The following is a 25,234-nucleotide window of genomic DNA, read 5'->3' on the forward strand; positions in this document are numbered from 1 at the left end:
TTTAACAGGTCAAAAATACGTAAAAGGAAAGTATTATTTGTTAGGGTGCCAGGGTGTTTCTGTAATATCCAGCTCCAGGGCCACTTTCCTTGCCAATACGAAAAAATAGTCTGATAACCGGTTTAAGTATTGGATGACCACGGGATCCACCGGCTCTGTTTCATTCAAGGCAATGGTCAACCGCTCTGCACGACGGCAAATACAACGTGTGATATGACAATAAGAAACCGACTGATGTCCTCCCGGAAGTACAAAGTTTTTCATTGCAGGCAGACTTTCATCCATTTTATCCATAGCTTCTTCCAGTGAACTAACGTGTTCCATAGATAACGTAGGCACTTTCACTTTGCTATTACCAGGTTCAGTAGCCAATATAGCCCCGATGGTAAACATTTTATCCTGGATGTTTTCAAGCAGGTCTTTTCGATCCTGGTTAACCGGCTGGTCTTTGAGCAGACCAATGTAGGAGTTTAGCTCGTCCACTGTCCCGTACGATTCTATTCGGATATGGGACTTCGACACTCTGGCCCCTCCAAATAAAGAAGTTGTTCCTTTATCTCCTGTCTTTGTATATACCTTCATAATCTCATCATCCAATAGTTGCCTGTATTTCGCGGCGTGTCACATTATCATTCAAAACATCCGTTTCAACCAGCCCATCCCGAAGCCGGATAATCCGGTGTGCATAGTGGGCTATATCATCTTCATGGGTCACCATAATGATCGTATTGCCCTTGTCATGCAACTGTTGAAAAAGCTCCATGATGTCGTATGATGTTTTGCTGTCCAGGTTACCGGTAGGTTCATCTGCCAGGATGATAGAAGGATCATTTACCAAAGCCCTGGCAATCGCCACCCGTTGACGCTGACCTCCTGATAATTCATTAGGCCTGTGATCAGCGCGATCTCCCAATCCTACATTTGTAAGCGACTTAAGGGCTATTTCTTCTCTTTCAGACTTGCCATAGCCGGCATAGATTAGCGGAAGTGCCACATTTTCCAGCGATGTAGCACGTGGAAGCAGGTTAAAGGTCTGGAATACGAAGCCAATTTCTTTATTCCTGATCTCAGCCAATTCATTTTCCGTCAGATCGCTTACATCATTGTTATTCAAAATATACGTTCCTGCAGTGGGTGTATCGAGACAGCCTATGATGTTCATCAAAGTAGATTTGCCGGAACCTGACGGCCCCATAAAAGCAACGTATTCGCCCTGGTTAATTTCCATGGTGATCGACTTAAGCGCCTCCACGGTTTGGTTACCCATTTTGTAGATTTTCGAGATATCGGTTGTTTCGATTATTTTGGTCATGGCCGATGTGTTAAGCGGATCAAAAATAGTAAATGCCAGGTTGCATCACTAATTACGTGATTGAATAATAAAGCGGTGGCAATTATTCCTTAAACGGTCAAAAGAAGGATTAAGTGCCTAATAGTTATTGCAGTAATTTGATGGTCCAACCAGGCCCGATGTCCTACTTGTTAAGGTTACGTCACAAAAAAGGCTGTCTCAAAAATTGAGACAGCCTCCTATGTTCATCAAAAAATAAACATCATTCTTTTGTGCTATTCACCACAATCTATTGCGGACCCTCTTGTATCGCCTGTTATGGTCCATCCTTTAGTTCCCTCCAATACGTTTCTTGCTGTCTCACCTAAAGCACAGTAGGTCAACTCAGCAGCACCCAGTGTAACATTAGAAGGTACTGTAGTCAGTTTCGACCAGCCATCTAAGGTAGCATCGTAGTTCGATTGGGACAGGCCGGAGGAACCTAACATATCTGTTGCATCAGTCAAAGATGATATATTCCAACCACCCAGATTCTGGTCAAAGGAGTCAGCATTTTCGAACATAATTTTCATGTCCTTCACCTCACTAACATTCCAACCTGAAATATCCTGGTTGAATGTAACAGCACCGGAAAACATAAGCCCCATATCTGTCACTGAACTCACATTCCAACCTCCTATATCCTGATTAAACGCAAAGGCAGCGGCAAACATTCCATTCATATCGGTCACCTTACTCACGGTCCAATTTCCTATGGGCTGATCAAAAAACTGCGCTCCTGAAAACATGCCACGCATATCCGTCACTTCATCTATCGTCCAAGTACCAATGCTTTGATTAAAGACGCTGGCCTCGGAAAACATAAAACTCATATTAATCACGCTACTCACATTCCAAGTTCCAATGGGTTGATTAAATGCACTAGCACCGGAAAACATACTGCTCATGTTGGTCACGGCACTCGTATTCCAACCTCCAATAGGCTGATTAAATGTACCAGCATCGAAAAACATAAAACTCATATTGGTCACTTTACCAACATCCCAACTTCCTATGGCCTGATTGAATGAGGTAGCATTGGCGAACATCACTGACATATCTGTCACAGCACTCACATTCCAAGTGCCAATGGGCTGATTAAATACACTAGCACCTGAAAACATAAAACTCATCCCAGTGACTGAACTTACATTCCAAGTGCCGATAGGCTGATTAAATGATGTCGCCACCTCAAACATAGAATCCATAAATAGGACTGAGCTTGTGTTCCAACCCCCGATAGGCTGATTAAAGGAAGTAGCTCCTGAAAACATATTACCCATATCTGTTACCGAGATAGTATTCCAACTTCCTATATTCTGGTTAAAGGAAATGGTTTCCGTAAACATAAAACGCATACTGGTCACCTTACTCACATCCCAACTACTGATGTTCCCATTAAATACGGCTGTACGAGCAAACATACTAGACATATTTGTCACATTACTTACATTCCAATTGTTAAGATCTCCATCAAATGAAGCTGCACCTGAAAACATTCCTGACATATCGGTGACATCAGATAAGTCAGGGGCATTGGTAGCATTATAGGTCAGATTTTGACAATTGGTGAAAGCACCACGCATAGATTGCCATTTCATATCCCCCCATTGTTCAATACTTTGTATCTGATTTCTGTCTACTTCACTATCGGAAAAGCGTATCGCAGGAAACTCTCCGGTTATCTTTACTGTATAAGTATTAGCCGTTGTATAGGTATGCGCTGCATTCCCTTTTACATTAACATCAGTACTACCATCGCCCCAATCTACCGTATAGTTATAGGTATAATCTTCCGTGTTGACCGGAATGGTAATCGACTCATTCGCCGAGGTGGTCTGCCAGGTAGTAGTAAAGGGGGAAGTGGCTACAGGCCCTTCCGCTACATCCGTTAGTGTAACGGTAGCTGTAACAGTCATCGCTTCTGTTCCCGCGGCCAGTTGAATTGTCGCGGTCAACTCGTTGTTAGTTTCAAAATCGAATAGTAATGCATTGGCTACGGTCAGTTCTCCTGTATTGGCATCAATGGCCATGGCTCCCTCCGGGTTTTGCTGGGAAATGATAAAGGTCACATTGCCGGAAGAAGCGCTTGCCTGCACTTGCCCCAGTACCTGATCAGAAGTAGGGTTTTCAGGAATGGTAACATTAAAATCTTGTGCGGTAATGCCTCCACCACCGGCCACACCTGTAACGGTAAAATCAGTCGCGCTGGTAACCTGCTGTGCTCCTACAGTCACAGAGATCTTTCCTGTGGTAGCCGCTACAGGCACTTGTACCGTCAATGATGTTGTAGAAGCGGTACTTACCGTAGCCGCTACGTTATTAAATAAAACGATATTTTCCGTTGGAGTAGCACTAAAATTGGTCCCGTTAATAGTCACATCCGTACCTACAGAACCTGAAGCAGGAGTGAAATTGGTGATCGTCGGGGGGGATTCGGGTTCAGAAGAATCATCATCACCACATGCCTGGAGGCCATAAAGAAAGGCCCCAAAAAGAGTTAAAGCTAGTATACGTTTCATATTTACCCATTAATGTTGTTTAAGTAAATATAGTCTTCGAAGCTTAATAGCCAGGTTGAAAATTAAAGGTAATTTTTATCGTCTCATGAACAAACACGGGCATTCTCGCAAAACTTGCTGATTTACAGAATATTACGATCAATGGTTATCAAACTACCAATGGAAAGATTTATGATGCTTTCTCTAACGACACACCCAAATCAGCCGTATTATTCCCTGGCTTTCCCCAAAGTAGTTGCAATAATAAAGTCAGACGAGCTGGTAGCAGATTGCTCTCCCACTTTAACCATGATCCTGCCTCTGGTAGCACTCTCAGGAACTTTAACCGTCAGCAAAGTAGATGAAGCCGTACTGACAATAGCCAATTTACCACTAAAGCAAACCGTATTTTCAGAAACGATTGTACTAAAATTGGTCCCTATGAGTTTAACTTCCGTGCCGGCGGCCCCTGACCTGGGGCTGAACGTTGAAATAGTCGGAATTAAAACGGAATGAGACACATCACTATCCGTACAAACCTTGATGACGAAAAGACCCGCCACTAAAAAAATGGATGCCAGCACTTTTTCCATCGCAAATTGTTGTAAATAAAAATTTGTAATGGAAACTACAGACAATTATGATTGGGCCAATACCACTTCATGGATCCGGCCAGGTTCATTTGATATTGGGATAGCCTTAGTTGATATTCGTTCCTGATCAAACTACCTTGACATGAGAACAACGCATTTATTTAATGGCTCAGTAAGTCTGTGGGTTAAGGTTTTGTAATACTTTAATCTGCTATTTGTGCTTTATTGGATGCCTTCAGAAAGCTCAGCACGCTTTGGATCACCTCATTTTCTTTTAAAATTCGTGTATGTCCAAGGCCTTGCGTTGTGATCAGCCGGGTTTCGGGGTACTTTGACTTAAGTAGTTGAGCGCTATTAATACCCACCTCTTTGTCATTTTCATCATATATAAGCTGAAGCTGAACGTCCCTGGTGTCAGCAATAATATAACCGGCCGAATACTCATTAAAGTCCTTTCCATAGGTACGTTTGATATAGTGGTAGAAGTAAGGTTCACATTTCACACTTGCGCCTATCTTTTTTCGAAATTCAGTAACTATTTCTTCTGAAATGGCCGGGCTGGCAATCATGGTGAGTTTATTGGTGACTTTGTGATCATTGACCGCATGTAAAGAGGCCACACCACCTAATGAATGCCCAACGACCATTTCAAATTTTCCGTATTTTTCTTTAAGCATGGAAACAATATTGGCAAATTCCATGAGGTGGGACCTTTTCCCATCAGACAGCCCATGACCGGTAGCATCAAAGCTGATGACTTTGAAGCCCGCCTCAACAAATACTGGTATGAATTTTCTGAATTGCGCCGCTCTCCCCATCCAACCATGAACAAACAAGACGGGTTTACCTTCTCCCCATTCATAAACCTGGATCCGTTTACCTTCAAAGTTGATCTGTTGTTGGGAAGCCTGGCTGATCATCTCTTTTTCGGGAGGAGGAAGTTCATACCGGGCAGTAGAGAAAAAGATCTGCACAAACCAACGATAAGCCAGCCAGGGTAAGATCCGCTCCACGACAGGAAAAAGACTGGCGGTCAAAACAAGTACAAAGGGTATTTTACTTTTCTTTTTCATGAAGATTAAGGTCATCTATTGTTCAACAGGTGTCATTAGGTTCATTACATTTCTGACTTCTTCCGGTGGTACCGTCAGTTTCCTGGCCTTTAAATCGAACCACGCACCTTTATAAGTAAGTTCAGCGGCCAGTTGGCCATCTGATTTGTACACGTTATGTTTTATTACCCATTTTCTGCCGTCTGATGAAAGTTCCAATAACCGGCAGTCGTAGGTTACTTCTTCGCTCAGCAGCACTTCCTTCAGGAAATTGGATTGCGTTCCAAAAATGATGGGGCCAACATTCAATTCAAGTAGTCTGTTGAAAGACAAACCTTGTTGCTCAAAAAAACGGATACGTGTCTGGTCTGCATAGTCCAGGTACACGGTATGGCGTAAATGCATATTGGGATCTACATCTGACCATCTTACTTCAAAACTTGTTCTAAATTCATTCATATTTAAAGACCGTTCGGTCTGTTTTGAGGCAAAAAAATAAGTCCTTAAAGGATATTGTTAACTTCTATCAGTAACCCGTATATCTTTTGCCCTATACAACATCTATTTTTTAATAATCCTTTTCTATCAAATTAGTTTCAATATATCCTCTCAAAAACCTTGAAGCCGTGTCGAGGCATTCATAATTATCCTTAACCTGGGCCATTATCAATGCACCTTCCAACGTCATAATAATAAGACCTGCCATCTCTTCCACTTTAATATCAGACTTGAACACACCGGCCTTTACTCCTTCGTTCAATTTGATCTGCACATAAGTTTGTAATCCTTCAATTCCCATTCGTGCCTTTCTCTTCAATTCGGGATGACTATTGGTGGCATCCATCGCCGCATTAAATATGGGACAACCTCCGCCTTTCACAATAGGGTCTTTGGCAAAGGATACGTAGGCGTCAATTATTTTATGAAGCTTTTCCAGCGGGGTCTTTGCCTCTTTCAAACTTTCCCGGAAGCGCTTGAAAACGCGATTATAATTATAATCAAATGCTTCTGCCGCTATTTCATCTTTATTTTTAAAATGATTGTAAATGCCCCCTTTCTGTAAATTGGTGGCTTTCATAATATCATTTAAGGAACACCCACGGTAGCCATAAGCATTGAACAGCTCTGACGATTTTACAATGATCTTTTCTCTTGTTGTTAATCCTTTAGACATAGTACCGACCGGTTGGTCTCTCAAGATAAGACATAATATTTACAAGTCAAAACCCGTCCTCCTTAAAATCTGAATTCAAATTGTTTTTCTGTAAATGTAAAGTCCTTCAGATCATAGGTCCGTTCAGCAAAACGGACGTGATTATTCTTGTCCACCGCTATTACTGTAGAGCATCTTGATCCATATCGCGGACTTTTAATAAATATGGAAGACAGCACTTTCTCTTTATCCAGACCTATCCCTGTATCGGGCAATTCATTTTCAGGCGCCATTTGGTTGTCATATAATAGATCAAACAACACTTCCATATCCAGACGGTTCGCATTAAGGGCTGTTTCAAGTTTGACTTTACCCTTGTCTACTTTCGGCCACTGAGTATCTAATAACGCATTACTCAACCCATGGATACCGGCCGGCACAGGATGTACTCCTTGCTGATAATTGCCGTAATAATATAGTTGGTCCGGATTGCCACAGATGAGGTTAAAACCATTGTATTTCATTCCTTCATCAGCTATAGCTTGTAGATAAGCTTCCGTTTTGAGATCTTTTTTCAAAAAGTCACTCACTAGTTTTCCCCTGGAAGGAGCGTCCGTTTTAATATTATATGGGTCACGAAAATTGGTGAGCATTGCTATTTTTCCATGGTGGTTCATCCCCATCCAGGTACCACCGGCTTCTATATCTCTTCCTGCAAGTATATTGGGTTCATCTTCCCAGTAACCTGCCTCTTCTGTAGGTCTATCGTAAAATTCGTCGCGATTGGCAGCTATTACAAGTTTGTAATCAGGATGTTGTTGATAAGAAAATAGGATGAGGCACATAGGGTAACTTACTTTTTCTGTAGCAAGTTTACGAACGTCCCGGCACTTCAGATGATGTTATGCAAGGTTATTCTGCTTTATGTCAGTGCGGGAACCAGATTTTGATTGCCAGAGGACACTTTATGGACTATTCAGGACAATGAGAAGAATGGGATTAACCGCAGAGGCGGAGAGGCGCAAAGGGGTAATAGTAAAAACTAAAAGAGCCGCCTTGTCCGAAGGCAGCTCTTTTTCAATTTATTAGATATTTTTATTAATACCTGTAAGCGTCTGTTTTGAAAGGTCCTTGTATTTCCACTCCGATGTAATCGGCCTGATCTTTCGTGAGGACGTCTAACTCCACACCTATTTTGCTCAGGTGAAGCGCTGCTACTTTCTCATCAAGGTGCTTAGGTAGTGTATATACCTTGTTTTCGTAGTTTTCAGAATTATTCCAAAGCTCTAACTGGGCCAGGGTTTGGTTAGTGAATGAATTAGACATTACGAATGAAGGGTGTCCGGTAGCACATCCTAAATTCACTAATCTACCTTCCGCTAACAAAATGATATCATTTCCATTAGCCATAGTATATTTATCTACCTGTGGCTTGATCTCATCTCTGGTAGCATTATCATTTAACCATGCTACGTCTATTTCATTGTCGAAGTGACCAATGTTACATACAATGGTTTTGTCCTTCATTGCTTCAAAATGACGACCATGTACGATGTCTTTATTGCCTGTAGCCGTTACTACTATGTCAGCTTCTTTTACTGCGTCATCCATCTTTTTAACTTCAAAGCCATCCATAGCTGCCTGAAGTGCACAAATAGGATCAATTTCTGTTACGATTACACGGGCTCCCGCACCTCTTAATGAAGCTGCCGAACCTTTACCTACATCACCGTATCCGCCTACAACAGCTACTTTTCCAGCCATCATAACATCAGTAGCACGTCGGATAGCATCTACTAAAGATTCTTTACAACCATATTTATTGTCAAATTTTGACTTGGTCACTGAATCGTTAACGTTTATAGCAGGCATTACCAGGGTGCCATTCTTTTCTCTTTCTATCAATCTCAATACTCCTGTAGTAGTCTCTTCGGAAAGTCCTTTGATACCACTGACATATTGAGGGTACTTATCAAACACCATATTTGTTAAATCACCACCATCGTCAAGGATCATATTAAGTGGTTGACCATCTTCAAATACCAAGGTTTGCTCGATACACCAATCAAACTCTTCTTCCGTCATACCTTTCCAGGCATAAACAGGAATACCTGCAGCGGCTATAGCAGCAGCAGCGTGGTCTTGTGTAGAAAAAATATTACATGACGACCAGGTTACCTGTGCTCCCAGGTCAATCAGCGTCTCAATTAAAACCGCTGTTTGGATAGTCATATGAAGACATCCTGCAATACGTGCCCCTTTCAGCGGCTGATCGTTTTTGTACTCTTCACGAATGGACATCAGTCCCGGCATTTCGGCTTCAGCCAACTCAATTTCCTTACGTCCCCACTCAGCCAGTGAGATATCTTTCACTTTGTACTTTAACTTTTCTTCGATCATTTTATTGATAGTTTTTAAATTTCAAAAGTTTACACAAAACTAATAAAACCATCCTAAAACTCTTAGCTTTATCTAAATGTTAGTAAATTTTCCTTTTTTCAACCTTCAAACAGACTTTATTCCTAATTAGACTTCTAACAGAATATTATAATAGGAATTTTTCCCATGGCACATTTGGATAATACGGACCACGAGATACTCAGGCTTCTTCAGCAAGATGCTAAATTGAACGTAAATGAGATAGCACAAGAGTTACATCTCACTAAAACCCCAATATACGAACGAATAAAACGACTGGAACGCGATGGTGTCATAGACCGTTACGTTGCTTTAATAGACCGGCAAAAGATCGCTACTTCCATTATTGTTTTTTTGACTGGCTCATTGACGGTGAACAAATTTGAGCAGACTCAAGAGTTTTACGACGCGGTAATGAACATCCCCCAGGTGCTGGAGTGCTATCTGCTAGGAGGTGATCGTGACTTCCTGCTCAAGATCATCGCCAAGGACCTGGACTCTTATCATGAATTTTATTCCAATAAGATCGCCTCCATACCACATGTAGGGGAAATACGAAGCCTTTTTGTACTGAAAGAGATCAAAAGAACTACCGCTATCCCCAACATGACCCTGTTATAACAGGGCTCTGAAGTATCGTGATGCCATAAAACACTGAATAATTAAGAAACTTTAAGGGGCAATAGGTTCTATCTTTGGCAATTGTTTTAACTTTGCGGCTTATTTTTCATCATCATGATAGCAGCGAATAACGTTTCTTTACAATACGGCAAAAGGGTTCTTTTTGACCAGGTCAATATAAAATTCACTGAAGGCAATTGCTACGGTGTTATTGGTGCTAATGGGGCCGGGAAATCCACTTTCTTAAAAATACTGGCCGGAGATATTGCTCCTAACTCCGGTCAGGTGACATTATCACCTGGCAAACGGATGGCAGTGCTTCGGCAAAATCACTTCGAATTCGACGAAGAATCCGTATTGAACACCGTGATGATGGGCCATAATACACTCTGGAGTATCATGCAGGAAAAAAATGCCATCTATGAAAAGCCTGATTTTTCAGAAGAAGATGGCATACGGGCATCAGAGTTAGAAGCCGAATTTGCCGAAATGGACGGATGGAACGCAGAGTCGGATGCTGCTGCCCTGCTCAGTGGCCTGGGAATTGCCGAAGAGCATCATTACCAGCTTATGAAGGACTTAAGTGGTAATCAAAAGGTACGAGTGCTACTGGCCCAGGCTATTTTTGGGAACCCTGACATACTTATATTAGATGAGCCTACCAACGACCTGGACATTCAGACTATTTCATGGCTGGAAGACTTCCTGCTGGAATTCAAAAATACGGTTATCGTGGTTTCTCACGACCGTCACTTCCTGGATACAGTGTGTACACACGTAGCGGACATCGACTTTAAAGCCATTAAGCTTTATACTGGTAATTATTCTTTTTGGTACGAGTCCAGCCAGCTCGCTATTAGTCAGCAATCTTCTGCCAATAAAAAAGCCGAAGAAAAGAAAAAAGAACTCCAGGAGTTCATCGCACGCTTCAGCGCTAATGCGTCTAAGTCCAAACAGGCTACCAGCAGAAGAAAGCTGCTAGAAAAAATCAATGTAGAGGATATTCAGCCTTCTACCAGGCGGTATCCTGCGGTTATTTTCCAGCAGAAAAGAGAAGCGGGGGATCAGATATTGCAAATAGAAGGGCTTGCTGCCTCTACTCAAGGTAAAACGCTGTTCAAAGACCTTGATCTCTTTGTGAATAAAGGGGATAAAATAGCAGTGGTTGGCAAAGACAGCCTGGCCATTTCCACCTTTTTCCAGATATTGGGCGGAAATGTAACACCAGATGCCGGTACGTTTAAATTCGGACAAACGATCACCCCGACCTATTTGCCCAACGATAATTCGTCTTATTTTGAATCTGATGATAACTTGATCGATTGGCTGCGCCAGTATTCCGAGGAGGAAAAAGACGAAGTCTATATTCGTGGGTTTCTCGGGAAAATGCTTTTTTCAGGAGAGGAAGTATTCAAAAAGTGTAGTGTATTATCCGGAGGTGAAAAAGTACGGTGCATGCTATCAAAGATGATGCTGGCAGGAGGTAATTTACTTCTGTTGGATGAACCTACCAACCACCTCGACCTTGAATCCATACAGGCACTAAATAATGCACTAAAAGACTTCCCGGGAACACTGCTGTTCACTTCGCATGACCACACCTTCACCCAAACGGTAGCTAACAGAATTGTGGAAATAGGCCCTAATGGCTTTATTGATAAGCTTATGACCTATGATGAATATATTTCAAGTGAACGTGTGCTGGAACAACAGGAAGAAATGTACGGATAATTAACCATCATTTTTTCTTCTTCTTTTTTTTCTTCTTTTTTCCACTGTCTTTTTCTCCAAAAAGCTCCGTGTCTTCTATGATAGAAGCAATGATGGAAGTTTTACCATCATCCATACGTGTCCAGGTAGCAGCAATTCGCCCTTCATGGGCAACGATGTTTGTATAATCACCAAAAAAGTATTTCTCATCTGGTGTAAATGGTGTTTCGCTGATCTTAACATTCTCAAAAGAACGGCCTCCATTATTGGAATAGGCAAGGTATACATCCGTTTGATTATCCTCATGGGCTCTCCTGTCATAATAAAGTATATACAGGTAACCTGTGGTATTATCCAATGCCATCCAGCTCAAAAACTGATGTTTACCGGGTTCATCATCATTTACTCTTAATGCTGGCGTCCAGGAGTCTCCCCCATTGGCAGAACGCATAAACCAAATGTCTGTGTCCTCTTCACCATTTCTTTGATCAGACCAGTTCAGGTATAACATTCCCTGATATTGTGTTGGACTGTTATCCGCTATGAGTACCGGCATACCATTAGAACGATTTACTCCCGGAATAGTAAACGCCCAACCTCCGGGTTGATTCCCAACTTTAATATCATTACGCAACCAGGTTTTACCTTTATCATAAGACCTGTCCAGGTAAATTTTTTCATCATGACTCCATGCCACGTAATAGTTCCCCTGAGGGCCTATGGCAGGCATAGCACCTTCTGCCGTATTGTCGTCATCCACACAATCTCCCGAATATTGGTTGAGTCGAACAGGTTCGGACCATTTTTTGCCATTGGAAGAGGTAGATAGTAATATATTACTTTGACAATCGGGGTCTTTACTACCATAATCATCAAATTGGGTCCAGGTAACAAAAATATCATTGGTATTCAGATCCACTACCGCCCACTCTTTATCCTGATCTTTAGGGTGATTAAAGCCTATCGAAGCGCCATCACTCCATGTTTCACCTCCGTCTTCTGATTTTTGGCATACGATCCTGTCCAGTATTTCTTCACTTTGCCAGTTAGTACCTTTCGGGTCAGATAGGTGAAAATAGTAAAAGTCTCCTTTTTTATCAGAGATCACTACAGGATCGCCCCAAACCCCCATAGAAGAGGTCAACTTTTGTTTGGTCCATGTCTTGCCACCATCTTTGGTAACATAAACCTTATCTAAAATAGCAGAACCCACAATATTGTCCTTGTCTTTCAAACTTATAGCAATACTAGGTTCAGCAGGCGCGCGCTCACCTTCCTGCTGTTGATCCAGTACAATATTTTTAAATTGGCCATGGGTTGAAAAAGTGGCAAAAAGTAAAAAAAATAGCAGGCAGATTCTCATAGTAGGCAGGCGTTTTCCACAAATATAAAAGACCATAGGTGCCTGCCATGGATACTCCTTATAAATATTACTACTATTCTCTCACGCTACAGTTATGATTTATGCTCCGGGTACTGTATCCAAGCTATAAAAATCAGTCTATTTTGAGATTAGCACACGGTCGAATTCTTCGAAAGAGCCATTCGTTAATCTCAAAAGGTGCAGGCCTGAAACTACTATACTTTCAAGTCCAATGGTCGATAAAGGTGTTGTTGGCAAAAAATCATCCCACATGATAACCATGCCTTTACTATCATAGAGTTCCAGCCGCACATTTGTATTAATGAAGCGATCATCGAGAGTTATCTGAAGTTGTTCTGCCGCTGGATTCGGAAAGACGTGTATACCAGTCCTGTTAGTATCAAAAAAACTTCTGATAACAGGACTGTATTCGAAAGCACCATCAAAATCATATTGTTTCAGCCGGTAGTAGTTAATACCGTTTAACGGGGAGGTGTCAATAAACTGATAGCTGATAGTTTCTTGTACTGTCCCGCTTCCTCCCACAAGGCCTATTTCAGAAAAGTCTAAGCCATTATCTGATCGTTGTACTTCGAAATAATCGTTATTCCATTCACTTGCAGTCCTCCAGTTCAATATGATTTCCCTGGCTTCACCAGTAGCAGTAAATAATGTCAGTTCTACAGGAAGTACCTGACCGGTAACCAAGCTAAACAGATCGGGATTATTGTTCAAAAGGTCGTTTTCAGTTTCCTGTCCATTACTGCCATTAACATTTCCAGAGATATTGGGAGTCGGGTCAAAAACATAAAAATGTCCATTCCCATTGGTCGTCACAAAGTTGATGTTGGTAACTGCTCCTGCCAACACAAGATCCCCACCATTGATATTTATATTGAAGTTCCCGAACCCGTTGGTATCTCCCCCCACAACTGCTACTCCTCCGGATTCTATCGATAAATTTCCATTTTGAATGTTAAGACCGCCTGTGATAATGAGTGTATCACCTGATTGAACCGTCAACCCAAAATTACTGGTGCTGGTGATATCGCCTTCTCTACGAATGAATCCATCGATAGTAATATTTTGGAGATTAGCTGCACTGGTGACTGGTGCTGCGCCGCCAACCCAGCTGGAGCCATCTATCCATAAGCCCGATGCCTCGTTGACAGAGCTTTGACCGTAGACTGCTGCTTCAAACAACATCAGTACCAGGTGAATAGACAAGTACTTCATAACTGCCGAATTAAAGCCAAACGTAAAATTATCTATACATCGAACGGACATAAAGGTAAGCGTGACTATCCTTTAACACGGAAAGACACACGTTTGTCAGAAGATCGACAAGTTTGTTTTTGTAGTAAAGAGTTCCAGTACTTTCATACCGACAAGTGAGTTTCCTTTTTCATTCAGCCCGGGGCTCCAAACAGCTATACTAAATTTGTTAGGCAGAATAGCTACAATCCCACCACCTACGCCACTTTTACCCGGCAGACCCACTCTAAAAGCAAATTCCCCGGCCTCATCGTAAAAACCACAAGTCATCATAATAGCCGTAATCCTCTTGAACTGACTTTCACTTAGGTATTTTTTTTTGTTTATAATACTTTTGCCATGATTTGCGATCGTACAAAACGCTTTTGCCAGCTCCTGGCAGCTCATTTCCAATGAACAGAAGTCGTAATAAAGTTCCAATACGTCTTCTACATCATTTTTTATGTTACCAAAAGATTTCATGAGGTTGACAATAGCGGCATTTTTGAATCCACATTGTTTTTCAGACTTTGCCACACCAGCATTATACGCCACCCCTTGGCTACCACTGATCGCTCTGGCAAATTCAAGAAAGTACTGTTTGGGATCATCGAAAGCGTCAATGAGCATGTCCGTTATCACTAAAGCCCCGGCATTAATAAAAGGGTTCCTGGGAATACCTTGTTCATATTCAAGCTGCACCAATGAGTTAAAAGGGTCACCAGAGGGTTCGACATCTACTCTTTGATACACACGCTCGCCTAACTTACCCACAGCCATACAAAGCATTAGCACTTTGGAAATACTTTGTATGGAAAACTGTTCCTCAGCGTCTCCCATAGCAAAGGACTCTCCTTCCAGAAAATGTAAGTAGATACCAAACTTGCCAGGGTCTACCTTAGCCAGTTGCGGAATATAATCTGCTACCTGCCCTTTGCGGATAAGCGGTAAAACTTCATCATAGATAGTAGAGAGGGTTTGTGCGTAATTCATGGATTAGTGATTTGGCTAAAGTTAACTCAATGGATAAACCCAAGGAATATCCTATTGAAAAGGGTGATATTGATTAAACCTTTGGTTATAAAAAAGGCTCAACACTAGCCAGTGCTAACCGAAAGTCATCATAAGCACTTTCTACAACCTTTTTTGTGACCTCTTGGTCCAGTGTAAGCTCAAACTTATCCTGCCAGCCGGGAATTAGCACCCAAATACTTCCCGAATGTATGGCATACGTTAATGTAGTACGAACAGTGCTATCCAGTAGGCGGTGATCTAAAAGTTGAAAGCTTTTCACTTCAGCAAGTTCCTGAATAGCTGCATGGTCGACAAATCCATCACTTAACAAACGTTGAAGTTTCTCATTTTTAGTGATCTGTTGAAAAGTATTGTCTGTATCGCAATATGCCTTATAAGGCTTTTGGCTATCTGCATTTAAATCATGTTCATCCATGCCAGCTGCCAGTGCAGACATGGATGGCGACCAGGAAAAATCCATGTTCATACCCTGACTCATTACCTGCATGTTAAAAGCTTTTTGTTCTGTCAAGCTCATACCCGGATCACGCTTAAACTTCATACCAGCGACACTGCTAATGGATTTATTCATTTTACTTTTAGGAATTACAAAGGCACTCCCTTGAAATTCTTTTTTCACTTCTACAAGTAATCCATTAAACCCTTGTGTGCTATCATCTTTTGTAAAGCCTTGGTCTTTGCGTACCCGTGAACGCATGATCAAATTAATGATCATCAACTGATTCCCCTTCCAGAGACCGCTTACGACATCATCTACCTTTACGGTAGTATTACGTTTGATATTCAATAACTGAGATCGTAATAACTCCTCTTTACTCAGGTTTCCATCGGGGTCATAATTAAGGCTCGGATCAATAAAAAGCAGTACTTTTTTTACTACTTCATTTTTAAAACGATTTTGAAGTTCACCCAGTCCGATTTTCTTTAGTCGCAGCTTCACGAGGTGGTCTACCAAAAGATATCCTGATATGACGGTAGAAAAAATGGTAACCAAAGCAATGCCAAAAGAGTCAGAGAGCTTGTTTAAGACAATACCTGCTACAACAGAAATTAATCCTACCACTATCATCAGTATCCGGACGAGTCTTTTCCTTTTCTCTCCGTATTTTTTGCGCTGAGCTTCTATGGCAGCAACTTCAGAGGTCAATTCATCCTCGTAAAAGGTATTAAAATCAGGCATTGGCAATTAAGATGTTTGCCACAATTTAAAAATAAAACCCAGGATTCATAACTCCGGCTGATCCATATCTTTCATTTGATAATCTATTTATATCACATCACCATCACAACCACAAGCCACTGAATTATAGAAAATTAATCAAGAAGCTATTTTTTAAACATATCCAATGGAATATTCATGGATTGGTCTTCTCCTATCTCTATGGCTGAACTTCCAAATACTTTTATTTCAGCCTTAATAAAGTCATCTGCCTCAGCTTTAAAAATATTATCTACATACTTCTGGGGATTCCTGTCGATGTAAGGAAACCAGGTACTGTGGATCTGTATCATAATGCGGTGGCCTTTTTTGAAAGTATGAAGGATATCTTGTAATGGAAAATTTACCTCTTCTATTTCTCCGGGTTTGAAAGGTTCGGGTTTGGCAAAACTATTACGAAACCTCCCTCTGAATACTTCACTACGCACCAATTGTTGATAGCCTGGCATTACCACATGATCAGGAGTGACTTTAGTGGGTTTAACATCCGGACCATTTACGTCAATTAACTTGACAATGAAGTCAGCATCCGTACTTGACAACGCTACTTTCAGGCGCGCTACTATCTCTCCCGCCAGCACCACGTCTTCTTTTAATGGACCGGTTTGAAAGGTAAGCACATCAGGTCTTTTGCTGGCATGACGCTGATCATCTGTCATAAACTTGCGTGGAGTAAATGTGACAGGCTCTGTTTCTGATACATAAGGCACGGGTTTTGCAGGGTCACTGACATAGGAAAATACAGCTTCTTTATCCACCTCTTCATTTATTAATAGTTTACCTCCGGAAGCAAATCTGAGTTTCACAGGATCAATGTTGGCAGGAGGCCAGACATCAAACTTTTGCCATTTATTAACACCGGTATCAAACATATAGGCTTCCGGCAGGTTGGCAACGCCCTCTCCTTTCAAGTGATAATTAAAAAAAGTACGTTCTATGTTTTTCTGATAAAAAGTGGAGATGCTATCACCAAAATAAATATGATTTACCGCCTGGTGTCCCTTCTCTCTTGCCCAGTCCCCATGACTCCAAGGACCCATCACGATGCTGTTTTTAGCTTTTGGATTATTCTTTTCTACGGTTTTATAGATATTCAACGGCCCATACAGATCCTCCGCATCAAACCAACCTCCTACAGTCATTACCGCATGGTCTATGCCGGACAAATGAGGCAAGATGCTTCTTTTCTGCCAAAACTCATCATAATTAGGGTGCTCTACAGTCTGTTGCCAAAAGAAGTTATCAGGTAGTAGCTTCTCTGTCACATTTTTCAACGGTCCAAGCTCCAGCCCATAAGAGTAGCCATCTTTTGTGTCAGCATAATTCCTCATAGCGCCCCATTTGTCATCATACCAGCTTTCTGAGGTAGGTTCTGTTTGATAACCAAAAACAGGATAAGCCGCTAAGTAACTTTGCAAGAACGCCCCCATGTGGTGAAAATCGTCAAAAAAGAAATCGGAAATAGGTGCCTGGGGAGAAGATGCTACCAGTGCCGGATGCGCCTCCGGTAAAGCCGCCGCGGTATAGAAACCAGGATACGATATTCCCCACTGCCCTACCTTGCCGTTATGCCCCTTCAGGTTTTTCAAAAGCCAATCAATCGTATCGAAAGTATCAGAGCTTTCATCAATTTCCTTTTTATTCCTGCGATTATTTCCTTTGATATGCGGTCTCATATTATCATAATCACCTTCTGACATCCAACGTCCGCGAACGTCCTGGTATACAATAATGTAAAGGTCCTTCATCAGGTGGGGTGACGGACCTATGGATTCGCGCATCTGACCTTCACCATACGGACGAGAGCTGTATGGCGTACGCTGCATCAGAATAGGGTACTTTTGGTTTTTATCTTTAGGCATATACACCGTAGTATGCAGGTTAATGCCATCGCGCATAGGCACTTTGTATTCAAATTTGTCATAATGCTGCTTCACAAACAGCGAATCTTGTGCTGTGGCCGGAGGGATAGCGGCCATAAGAATAAACAACGCGTTTAATGCAATTTTTAATGGGTTTTTAGACATGGTTCTAGCGGTTTTGCAAGGGTTGATAATCTTTGAAAGGAGAAAGGTCTACAGCTTTGATCTCACTACTGTAAGCAGCCCAGTCTTCAACATAGAATTGATTCACTTTTTGAATAGCCTGCTCTAAATGCTGCTCAGCATGCTCTACAAGTCTCAGTTGCGTGTCACCAGGCGCTTCCCGTGCACTTCCCACATAGTATCTGGCAGTATTCAGTCTTGTGGAAACAGACGGAATGGGAGAACGGACAATCCCTTGGTTATCGCTGGTATCTTCTCCAACAAATGGAACCATCAAAGCATCCAAACTATCTTTTAACTGTTCGCTTGTTTCAATGAGCATTTTGAAACCGGCTTTATCCTTTTTCTTCATTCTCTTCATATAATCTTCCACTATCGTTTTAGATTCCACAAGGCGAGTCATGGCCTCGGCAGCAATGGACTGACTCTTTTCCAGGCGCTTTAACATAGTTCTTTTTGCACTAAGTACTGAAGTGGGCATAGTCACCCTTGGATCAAACATCACCTCTATTTCTGTAGTGTCACTCATTTCACCATAAGTCAACGTTAACTGGTACTTGCCAGGCAATACCTGCACGCCGCCCGATTCAGGTGCATTTTCCTTCGCCAGTTGTCTGGAGATAGCAGGTATACCTTTCTCGTCCAATTGCCAAAATATGCGCTGTATCCCTTTTTCCTTGTCCAGTTTCTTTTTCAATGTACGAATTAGTGTGCCTCCGCTATTGAAAATCTCTAAAGTAAGGCTATCATAATTCACTGCAGAAGTATCTTTTTGTACTTCTTCCGCCACGGGTGTAGCTACCTTGGGCCTGCGTTTTTTTGATTTACCTTTTTCCGGGACTTCCACCTTCGTTTCATCTTTTTCCCCTGGTTTGTTGACGATATAAGATATCATGGCCCCGGCCGGGCGATTTTCTCCGTTGAATATAGCGTCTGCACCAAAACGGGTACCGGAAGGCTCCTGGGCTAACCATGTGTAAGCAGTTGGTGGTGTAAAAATCTTTACCTGTTTTTTCAGCGAGGCGGCCCCTTCACTAGCCAATATTCGAAGAGGCCTGATATCATCAAGTATATAGGCAGCCCGTCCAAATGTAGCAATTACCAGGTCATGTTCCCTGGGATGGATCACCAGATCTTTTGTAGAAACTTTAGGAAAACCACTGGTCCACTGTGTCCAGGTTTGCCCGGCGTCAATGGTTACGAACAAACCACCATCAGTGCCTAAAAACATTAAATTGGGCTCTTCCAGGTCTTGAACGAAAGAAAGAGTATAGGTCCACACCTGGCTTTCCTTAACGAGGTTGGTCCAGGTTTTACCATAATCAGCAGTATGAAATAAATAGGGTTTAAAATCAAAATTCCGATAGTTGTTTACCACAGCGAAAGCTTCCCCGGCATTGTAAGTAGATGCTTTAATTTGCGCTACCCAACTACCTTCGGGCATACCTGCTGCTGCAGGGGTAACATTACTCCAGGTATCGCCGCCATTGCGTGAGATCTGAATGTAGCCATCATCCGTACCCACCCAAAGCAATCCTTTTTCTATAGGGCTGGGAGCTATAGTCAGAATAGTAGTATGATTTTCCGCACCGGTAGCATCTGTCGTTAAACCACCGCTTTTATGCTGCTGCTGTTTTTCGGGATCATTTGTGGTGAGATCCGGAGAGATAATTTTCCAGGTAGCTCCTTTATCTGTACTTATATGCACAAACTGGCTACCAAAATAGAGTGTTGAATTATCAAAGGGGTCTTGAGCTATAGCCGCGTTCCAATTAAATCTTAGCAACTTATCCGGGTCAGGATGGGTGGGTCGTATGATATAGTAATGCCCTGTCACCCTATCATAGCGTACTACAAATCCTTGTTGCGACATAGAGTAACCGTATCTTGAATCATCAGGGTCAGGGATCACATCAAAACCGTCTCCAAAAGATAATTCCTGCCAGTAAGCATTACGGATCCCTTGTGTCTTCCATACATAAGCCGGCCCTCCCCAGGAGCCGTTGTCCTGCATTCCACCGTACACGTTATAAGGGTATTCCAGGTCCACATTAATATGGTAAAATTGAGCTAGTGGAAGGTTTTCCACAAATCGCCAGGACTTACCTCTGTCACGGGTAATGTTTAATCCCCCATCATTTCCCTCAATTATATAATCCGGGTTTTCAGGGTGTATCCACCAGGCATGGTGATCAGGATGGACCCCATTATTTACACCATAAGCCGGCATAAGTTGTTTAAAGGATTTACCGGCGTCTTCGCTTACATTCACATAGGTAAAAATGGTGTAGAGCCTGTTCTCATTCTTGGGATCAGCGTATATTTCTCCATAATAAAACGGACGATTACCTATTTCACCTGGTTTGTCATTTACCTTTTGCCATTTAAAACCACCATCATCTGACCGGTAAAGTGCATTTTTTTCAGATTCCACCAGGGCATATACTCGCTTGGGATTACTACGCGCCACTGTGACCCCTATTCTGCCTAAGTCACCTTTCGGAAAGCCCTCCTCCTCCGTGATCTTTTTCCAGTTTTCTCCACCGTCAACGGTGACATATAACCCTGATCCGGGTCCGCCGGAATGAAACGTCCAGGGCTTTCTTCTATGTTCCCACATAGCTGCAAAAAGTTTATTAGGATTAGAAGGGTCTGCAACCAGGTCTGCAGCACCTGTTTTCTCATTTATGTACAGCACCTTATCCCAGGTTTTACCTCCATCGGTAGTTTTAAAAACGCCACGTTCGGGATGCTCCCCCCAAGGTGACCCTATTGCACCCACATATACCGTATTTGGGTCGTCCTTATGAATTATGATCCTATGTATATTTCTTGTTTTTTCGAGGCCCATTAAGTTCCAGGTTTTCCCTGCATCCAGACTTTTGTAGATCCCATAGCCCCCATTCAGACTATTTCTGGGGTTGCCTTCCCCTGTACCAGCCCACACCACATCAGGGTTGTCCTGCTGAATAGCCACTGATCCGATAGACATAACTTTTTCATCATCAAAGATCGGCTTCCAATGTATCCCTCCACTTTCCGACTTCCACAACCCTCCTGAAGCTGTACCAGCGTATATTACATTACCACTATTATGAACTACATCTATGGCAGTAACACGCCCGCTCATTCCGGCAGGGCCTATACTTCTGGTTTTCATTCCCTTCAACAACTCCATATCCAACATCTGAGCATGGACTAAATTGACTACAAGAGAAAAAGAGAATACCAGGAAAATCTGAATTGATTTGATCATAAGAAAAAATTTATAATACCTAAAATGAGCCAATGAAGCTGCCCATCCAACTAAGATTTATGGAACAAGGCTATTGTTTCCATGAATGGCAAGTATGACGATTGGCGGTAGACCAAACCTGGCCATAACGCAGTATATCAGACAGATATTGTTACATCCGACCTTCCTTCAAGATCTAAGTGAGAGATAAAATCACAAAACTAATTTTTCAAACACCTTATCCATAGCACGAAAAGACAAAAGCCATCTTCTTAAACCTGGATTATGCCGTTTAGGCACACTGCCATAGAAAGTAAACACCCTGCTTTTTCATAATCAGCTTTTAAGGGACCTGCTAACAGGGTGGTTTTAGCAAATGTTGTCTGGAATTCGGATCAGAAGATAAATTTCACTTCTTTAAAATCGTACATTTGTGATCCATTAGCACGTTCTATTTCCACTTGGCCATTATCCTGAACGTCTACAATCCTCCCACTGAAAACTTCACCGTCATCATACAGCCTGTCCTCTCTAAACCCTAAAAGATGAGTGAGGTAATCCCTTTTTAAAAGAATGGTCTCACCGGATTTGAGTTGTAAATACCGTTTTTCAATGGCATTGCAGACTTCTTCAAGTACTATTGACAATTCCTGCCTCTTACCCAATATTGTTTTCAATGAGGTAGCCGTCGGGAAAATAAAACGCGTTTGATTTACGTTAAGCCCAACCCCAATGATGGAGTTTTCTATGAATGTTCCTTTGAGGCTATTCTGAATAAGTATTCCACATACCTTCTGATCCCGGAAGTAAATGTCATTAGGCCATTTCACTAAAAAGCCTGCCTTCAAATTATTCAAATAATCTATTATCCCTAAAGACACCACCATGGTCAGCTCAAATTGATGGCCTGCTTGTAGAAAATCAGGCTTTAATATCAGTGAAAATGTCAGGTTTTCTCCAGGCTCGGACTCCCACATATTTCCACGCTGACCATGCCCCCGGGTTTGATTATCTGTAATTATCAGGGTGCCTTCAAATAACGGACCGGACTTAGTCAGTTCAACAGCCTCTATGTTAGTGGAATGACAAGATGGCAGGAAAACGACCTTTTTTCCCAGAATTAAGGTTTTGGCAAGAATTTTATACAACTATTTATGTAGTTTTGATAGATACAACCAAAGATACTTAATGGATGTAAATAGCGATTTATCACCTTCCGAAAAGTTGAGTCAGGCAGTGGTGAGGGGAATGCAGGAGAAAAAAGCTTCCGACATAGTTTTAATGGACCTAAGAAGTGTTAAAAACACCGTAGCAGATTTTTTTGTTCTATGTACCGGCAGTTCAGACACTCAGATTGATGCTATTGCTGAATCAATTGATGAAGAGGTGAATAAAGAGCTAGGTGAAAACCCTTGGCATCAAGAAGGTAAAGATAATAAAGAGTGGATGCTAATGGATTATGTGAATGTGGTTGCTCATATTTTCAGGAAAGAGAAACGTGAGTTTTACGCTCTTGAAAAGCTTTGGGGAGATGCATTGATCCATTCTTATCAAGAAACCTATTAAAAAGTAAACGTTAGTAAGTTAAAGCCGTTAAACAAGAGATTTAATTTTAGAAGAGGAAGATGCCAGATAAGAAAAAAATAATACCGAAGACGCCAAAGCCAAATTATCAGATTTGGATAATAGCGGTACTGATTGCGCTTATATTCGGTGTAACTTATTTCAACGGTGCTAATTCGCTACCGGTTGTTTCCAGTAACAGGCTGGAGAATATGTTACTAAGCAATGATGTGAGGAGAGTAGTGTTGATCAGGAATCAGAATTTTGTAGAGATCACATTGAAATCAGAGGCTCTGGATAATGCAAAATATAAGTCGGAACTGGAATCAAACAGCGCCTTCGGCGTAGGTTCCGGGCCGCATTTCAAATGCAAGTTTGGCGACATTGCCAAATTTGAAAACGATTATGACGAATGGAATGAAAACCTGCCCAAAGAACAGCAGGTAGCCATGGAATATGACGAGCGGTCAGACTTCACCAACATCATATGGCAGTGGGGCTTCTTAGCATTTATTTTATTTGGCTTCTGGTTTTTAATGCGTCGCATGACAGGTGGTGCAGGACCTGGTGGGCAGATCTTCAATATTGGAAAATCAAAGGCCGCACTTTTTGATGCTGAGAATAAAGTAAAAATCACTTTTGGTAACGTAGCAGGACTGGACGAAGCTAAGGAAGAGGTAAAGGAGATCGTGGATTTTCTTAAGAACCCTGGGAAATTCACAAAGCTCGGTGGAAAAATTCCTAAAGGGGCCTTATTAGTAGGCCCTCCGGGAACAGGAAAAACATTATTAGCTAAAGCCGTGGCAGGTGAAGCAGCGGTACCATTTTTTACACTTTCAGGTTCCGACTTTGTAGAAATGTTTGTTGGAGTAGGTGCTGCAAGAGTACGTGACTTGTTTAAGCAGGCAAAAGAAAAAGCACCTTGTATTGTATTTATTGATGAGATTGACGCCATAGGGCGATCACGGGGAAGAGGACAAATGCCCGGATCCAATGACGAGCGTGAAAATACATTGAACTCACTGCTGGTAGAAATGGATGGTTTCTCTACGGACTCCGGTGTCATTATTCTTGCCGCTACTAACCGTCCTGACGTATTGGATTCCGCCCTGATGCGACCCGGACGATTTGACAGGCAAATTAGTATTGATAAACCGGACATTGTTGGTCGTGAAGCAATATTTAAGGTGCATTTAAAGCCCCTTAAAATGGCAAAAGTGGTTGATCCCAGAAAACTGGCTGCCCAAACACCTGGTTTTGCAGGAGCTGAAATCGCTAACGTATGTAATGAAGCGGCATTGATCGCTGCGCGAAGGGATAAGACAGCGGTAGACATGCAGGACTTTCAGGATGCCATCGACCGTGTAATTGGTGGGCTTGAAAAGAAAAGTAAGATAATCTCACCTGAGGAAAAGAAGATCGTAGCCTATCATGAAGCCGGACACGCCGTAGCCGGATGGTTCCTGGAACATGCTGACCCTTTGGTGAAAGTGAGTATTGTTCCCAGAGGTGTGGCCGCACTTGGCTATGCTCAATACTTGCCTAAGGAACAGTTTCTCTATCAAACTGAACAACTTATAGACGAAATGTGTATGGCGTTGGGAGGGCGAGCTGCTGAAGAGCTGACGTTCGGTAAAATATCAACAGGAGCGCTGAGTGACCTGGAAAGAGTAACAAAAATGGCTTACAGCATAGTGAGTGTTTATGGTATGAATGATAAAATAGGCAACCTATCATTCTACGACTCCAAGCAGTCAGATTACAACTTCACCAAACCTTACTCTGAAGCTACAGCAGAAACCATCGATGCAGAAGTAAGAAAGCTGATCGACTCAGCTTACGATAGTACCAAAGCTTTATTGAGTAAGCATGGCAAAGAGCTGGAAGTGGTGGCCCAGGAGCTATTAGAAAAAGAGATCATATTCCAAACGGACCTGGAAAGGCTTATTGGTAAAAGACCGTTTGTACACCAAACCTCTTATGAAGCTTTTACCAATAATGGGCATGAAGAAGAAGAGCCTGCAAAAAGTGAAGATGAAGTTGTGCCTGAAGTATTGACTCCTGATACCGATAACCCTTCCAAGGAAGAAGAAACGGTAGATGTAAAAAAAGAAGATTAAAGATCAATTATATATAAAAAAT

The 25,234-nt window shown here is 42.0% G+C and carries 20 protein-coding genes; 4 read left to right on the forward strand and 16 right to left on the reverse strand.

What is annotated here, in order from left to right; all coding sequences use genetic code 11:
* Positions 1-33 precede the first annotated feature (33 nt).
* From FNH22_RS14900 to ahcY, 9 genes are all read right to left on the reverse strand, one after another.
* Positions 34-582 (reverse strand): cob(I)yrinic acid a,c-diamide adenosyltransferase, encoded by a 549-nt coding sequence (locus tag FNH22_RS14900; RefSeq protein ID WP_143399207.1) that lies wholly within the window; start codon positions 580-582, stop codon positions 34-36.
* 7 nt (positions 583-589) lie between these two features.
* Positions 590-1,312: an ABC transporter ATP-binding protein gene (locus tag FNH22_RS14905; protein ID WP_143399208.1), complete on the reverse strand. Its 723-nt coding sequence runs from the start codon at positions 1,310-1,312 to the stop codon at positions 590-592.
* 254 nt (positions 1,313-1,566) lie between these two features.
* The gene (locus FNH22_RS14910; RefSeq protein ID WP_143399209.1) at positions 1,567-3,852 is read right to left on the reverse strand and encodes a BspA family leucine-rich repeat surface protein; all 2,286 of its coding nucleotides are present in this window, start codon (positions 3,850-3,852) and stop codon (positions 1,567-1,569) included.
* Positions 3,853-4,061: 209 nt separating this feature from the next.
* Complete coding sequence (locus FNH22_RS14915) at positions 4,062-4,424, reverse strand: IPT/TIG domain-containing protein (RefSeq protein WP_143399210.1); 363 nt, start codon at positions 4,422-4,424, stop codon at positions 4,062-4,064.
* Positions 4,425-4,627: 203 nt separating this feature from the next.
* On the reverse strand, positions 4,628-5,497 hold the full coding sequence (locus FNH22_RS14920; RefSeq protein ID WP_185154239.1) for an alpha/beta fold hydrolase: 870 nt from the start codon (positions 5,495-5,497) through the stop codon (positions 4,628-4,630).
* Between the two features lie 15 nt (positions 5,498-5,512).
* Positions 5,513-5,935 (reverse strand): thioesterase family protein, encoded by a 423-nt coding sequence (locus tag FNH22_RS14925; RefSeq protein ID WP_143399212.1) that lies wholly within the window; start codon positions 5,933-5,935, stop codon positions 5,513-5,515.
* 109 nt (positions 5,936-6,044) lie between these two features.
* Positions 6,045-6,650, reverse strand: a complete 606-nt coding sequence (locus tag FNH22_RS14930) for a TetR/AcrR family transcriptional regulator (RefSeq protein ID WP_143399213.1) — start codon at positions 6,648-6,650, stop codon at positions 6,045-6,047.
* 62 nt (positions 6,651-6,712) lie between these two features.
* Complete coding sequence (locus tag FNH22_RS14935) at positions 6,713-7,474, reverse strand: NRDE family protein (RefSeq protein WP_143399214.1); 762 nt, start codon at positions 7,472-7,474, stop codon at positions 6,713-6,715.
* Between the two features lie 253 nt (positions 7,475-7,727).
* Positions 7,728-9,029, reverse strand: a complete 1,302-nt coding sequence (ahcY, locus tag FNH22_RS14940; protein WP_143399215.1) for an adenosylhomocysteinase — start codon at positions 9,027-9,029, stop codon at positions 7,728-7,730.
* Positions 9,030-9,194: 165 nt separating this feature from the next.
* Here ahcY and FNH22_RS14945 point away from each other — a divergent pair, with 165 nt between their 5' ends.
* Positions 9,195-9,668, forward strand: coding sequence for an Lrp/AsnC family transcriptional regulator (locus tag FNH22_RS14945; protein WP_143399216.1), 474 nt, complete (start codon positions 9,195-9,197; stop codon positions 9,666-9,668).
* Positions 9,669-9,782: 114 nt separating this feature from the next.
* Positions 9,783-11,399 (forward strand): ABC-F family ATP-binding cassette domain-containing protein, encoded by a 1,617-nt coding sequence (locus tag FNH22_RS14950; protein WP_143399217.1) that lies wholly within the window; start codon positions 9,783-9,785, stop codon positions 11,397-11,399.
* 7 nt (positions 11,400-11,406) lie between these two features.
* Here FNH22_RS14950 and FNH22_RS14955 read toward each other — a convergent pair whose 3' ends face one another.
* The 7 genes from FNH22_RS14955 to FNH22_RS14985 all read right to left on the reverse strand — a co-directional run bounded on the left by FNH22_RS14955 (position 11,407) and on the right by FNH22_RS14985 (position 22,677).
* Entirely contained in the window at positions 11,407-12,741 is a 1,335-nt protein-coding gene (locus FNH22_RS14955) for a sialidase family protein (protein ID WP_143399218.1), read from the reverse strand.
* A 138-nt stretch (positions 12,742-12,879) separates the two neighbouring features.
* Positions 12,880-13,977: a hypothetical protein gene (locus FNH22_RS14960; RefSeq protein ID WP_143399219.1), complete on the reverse strand. Its 1,098-nt coding sequence runs from the start codon at positions 13,975-13,977 to the stop codon at positions 12,880-12,882.
* A gap of 96 nt (positions 13,978-14,073) precedes the next feature.
* Positions 14,074-14,988, reverse strand: a complete 915-nt coding sequence (locus FNH22_RS14965) for a glutaminase (protein ID WP_143399220.1) — start codon at positions 14,986-14,988, stop codon at positions 14,074-14,076.
* Positions 14,989-15,073: 85 nt separating this feature from the next.
* Positions 15,074-16,210 (reverse strand): hypothetical protein, encoded by a 1,137-nt coding sequence (locus FNH22_RS14970; RefSeq protein WP_143399221.1) that lies wholly within the window; start codon positions 16,208-16,210, stop codon positions 15,074-15,076.
* A 146-nt stretch (positions 16,211-16,356) separates the two neighbouring features.
* A complete protein-coding gene (locus FNH22_RS14975) occupies positions 16,357-18,276 on the reverse strand; it encodes a CocE/NonD family hydrolase (protein ID WP_143399222.1) in 1,920 nt (639 codons plus the stop codon).
* Between the two features lie 4 nt (positions 18,277-18,280).
* Positions 18,281-21,550: a hypothetical protein gene (locus FNH22_RS14980; RefSeq protein ID WP_255518062.1), complete on the reverse strand. Its 3,270-nt coding sequence runs from the start codon at positions 21,548-21,550 to the stop codon at positions 18,281-18,283.
* Positions 21,551-21,924: 374 nt separating this feature from the next.
* Positions 21,925-22,677 (reverse strand): biotin--[acetyl-CoA-carboxylase] ligase, encoded by a 753-nt coding sequence (locus tag FNH22_RS14985; RefSeq protein ID WP_143399223.1) that lies wholly within the window; start codon positions 22,675-22,677, stop codon positions 21,925-21,927.
* 40 nt (positions 22,678-22,717) lie between these two features.
* On the opposite strand from FNH22_RS14985, the gene rsfS reads away from it, so the two are divergent.
* Together rsfS and ftsH are read left to right on the forward strand one after the other, a co-directional pair.
* A complete protein-coding gene (gene rsfS, locus FNH22_RS14990) occupies positions 22,718-23,095 on the forward strand; it encodes a ribosome silencing factor (RefSeq protein WP_143399311.1) in 378 nt (125 codons plus the stop codon).
* Between the two features lie 59 nt (positions 23,096-23,154).
* A complete protein-coding gene (gene ftsH, locus FNH22_RS14995) occupies positions 23,155-25,212 on the forward strand; it encodes an ATP-dependent zinc metalloprotease FtsH (protein ID WP_143399224.1) in 2,058 nt (685 codons plus the stop codon).
* The last annotated feature ends 22 nt before the right edge of the window (positions 25,213-25,234 follow it).

This window comes from Fulvivirga sp. M361 (assembly GCF_007097395.1).
Taxonomy (GTDB): Bacteria; Bacteroidota; Bacteroidia; order Cytophagales; family Cyclobacteriaceae; genus Fulvivirga.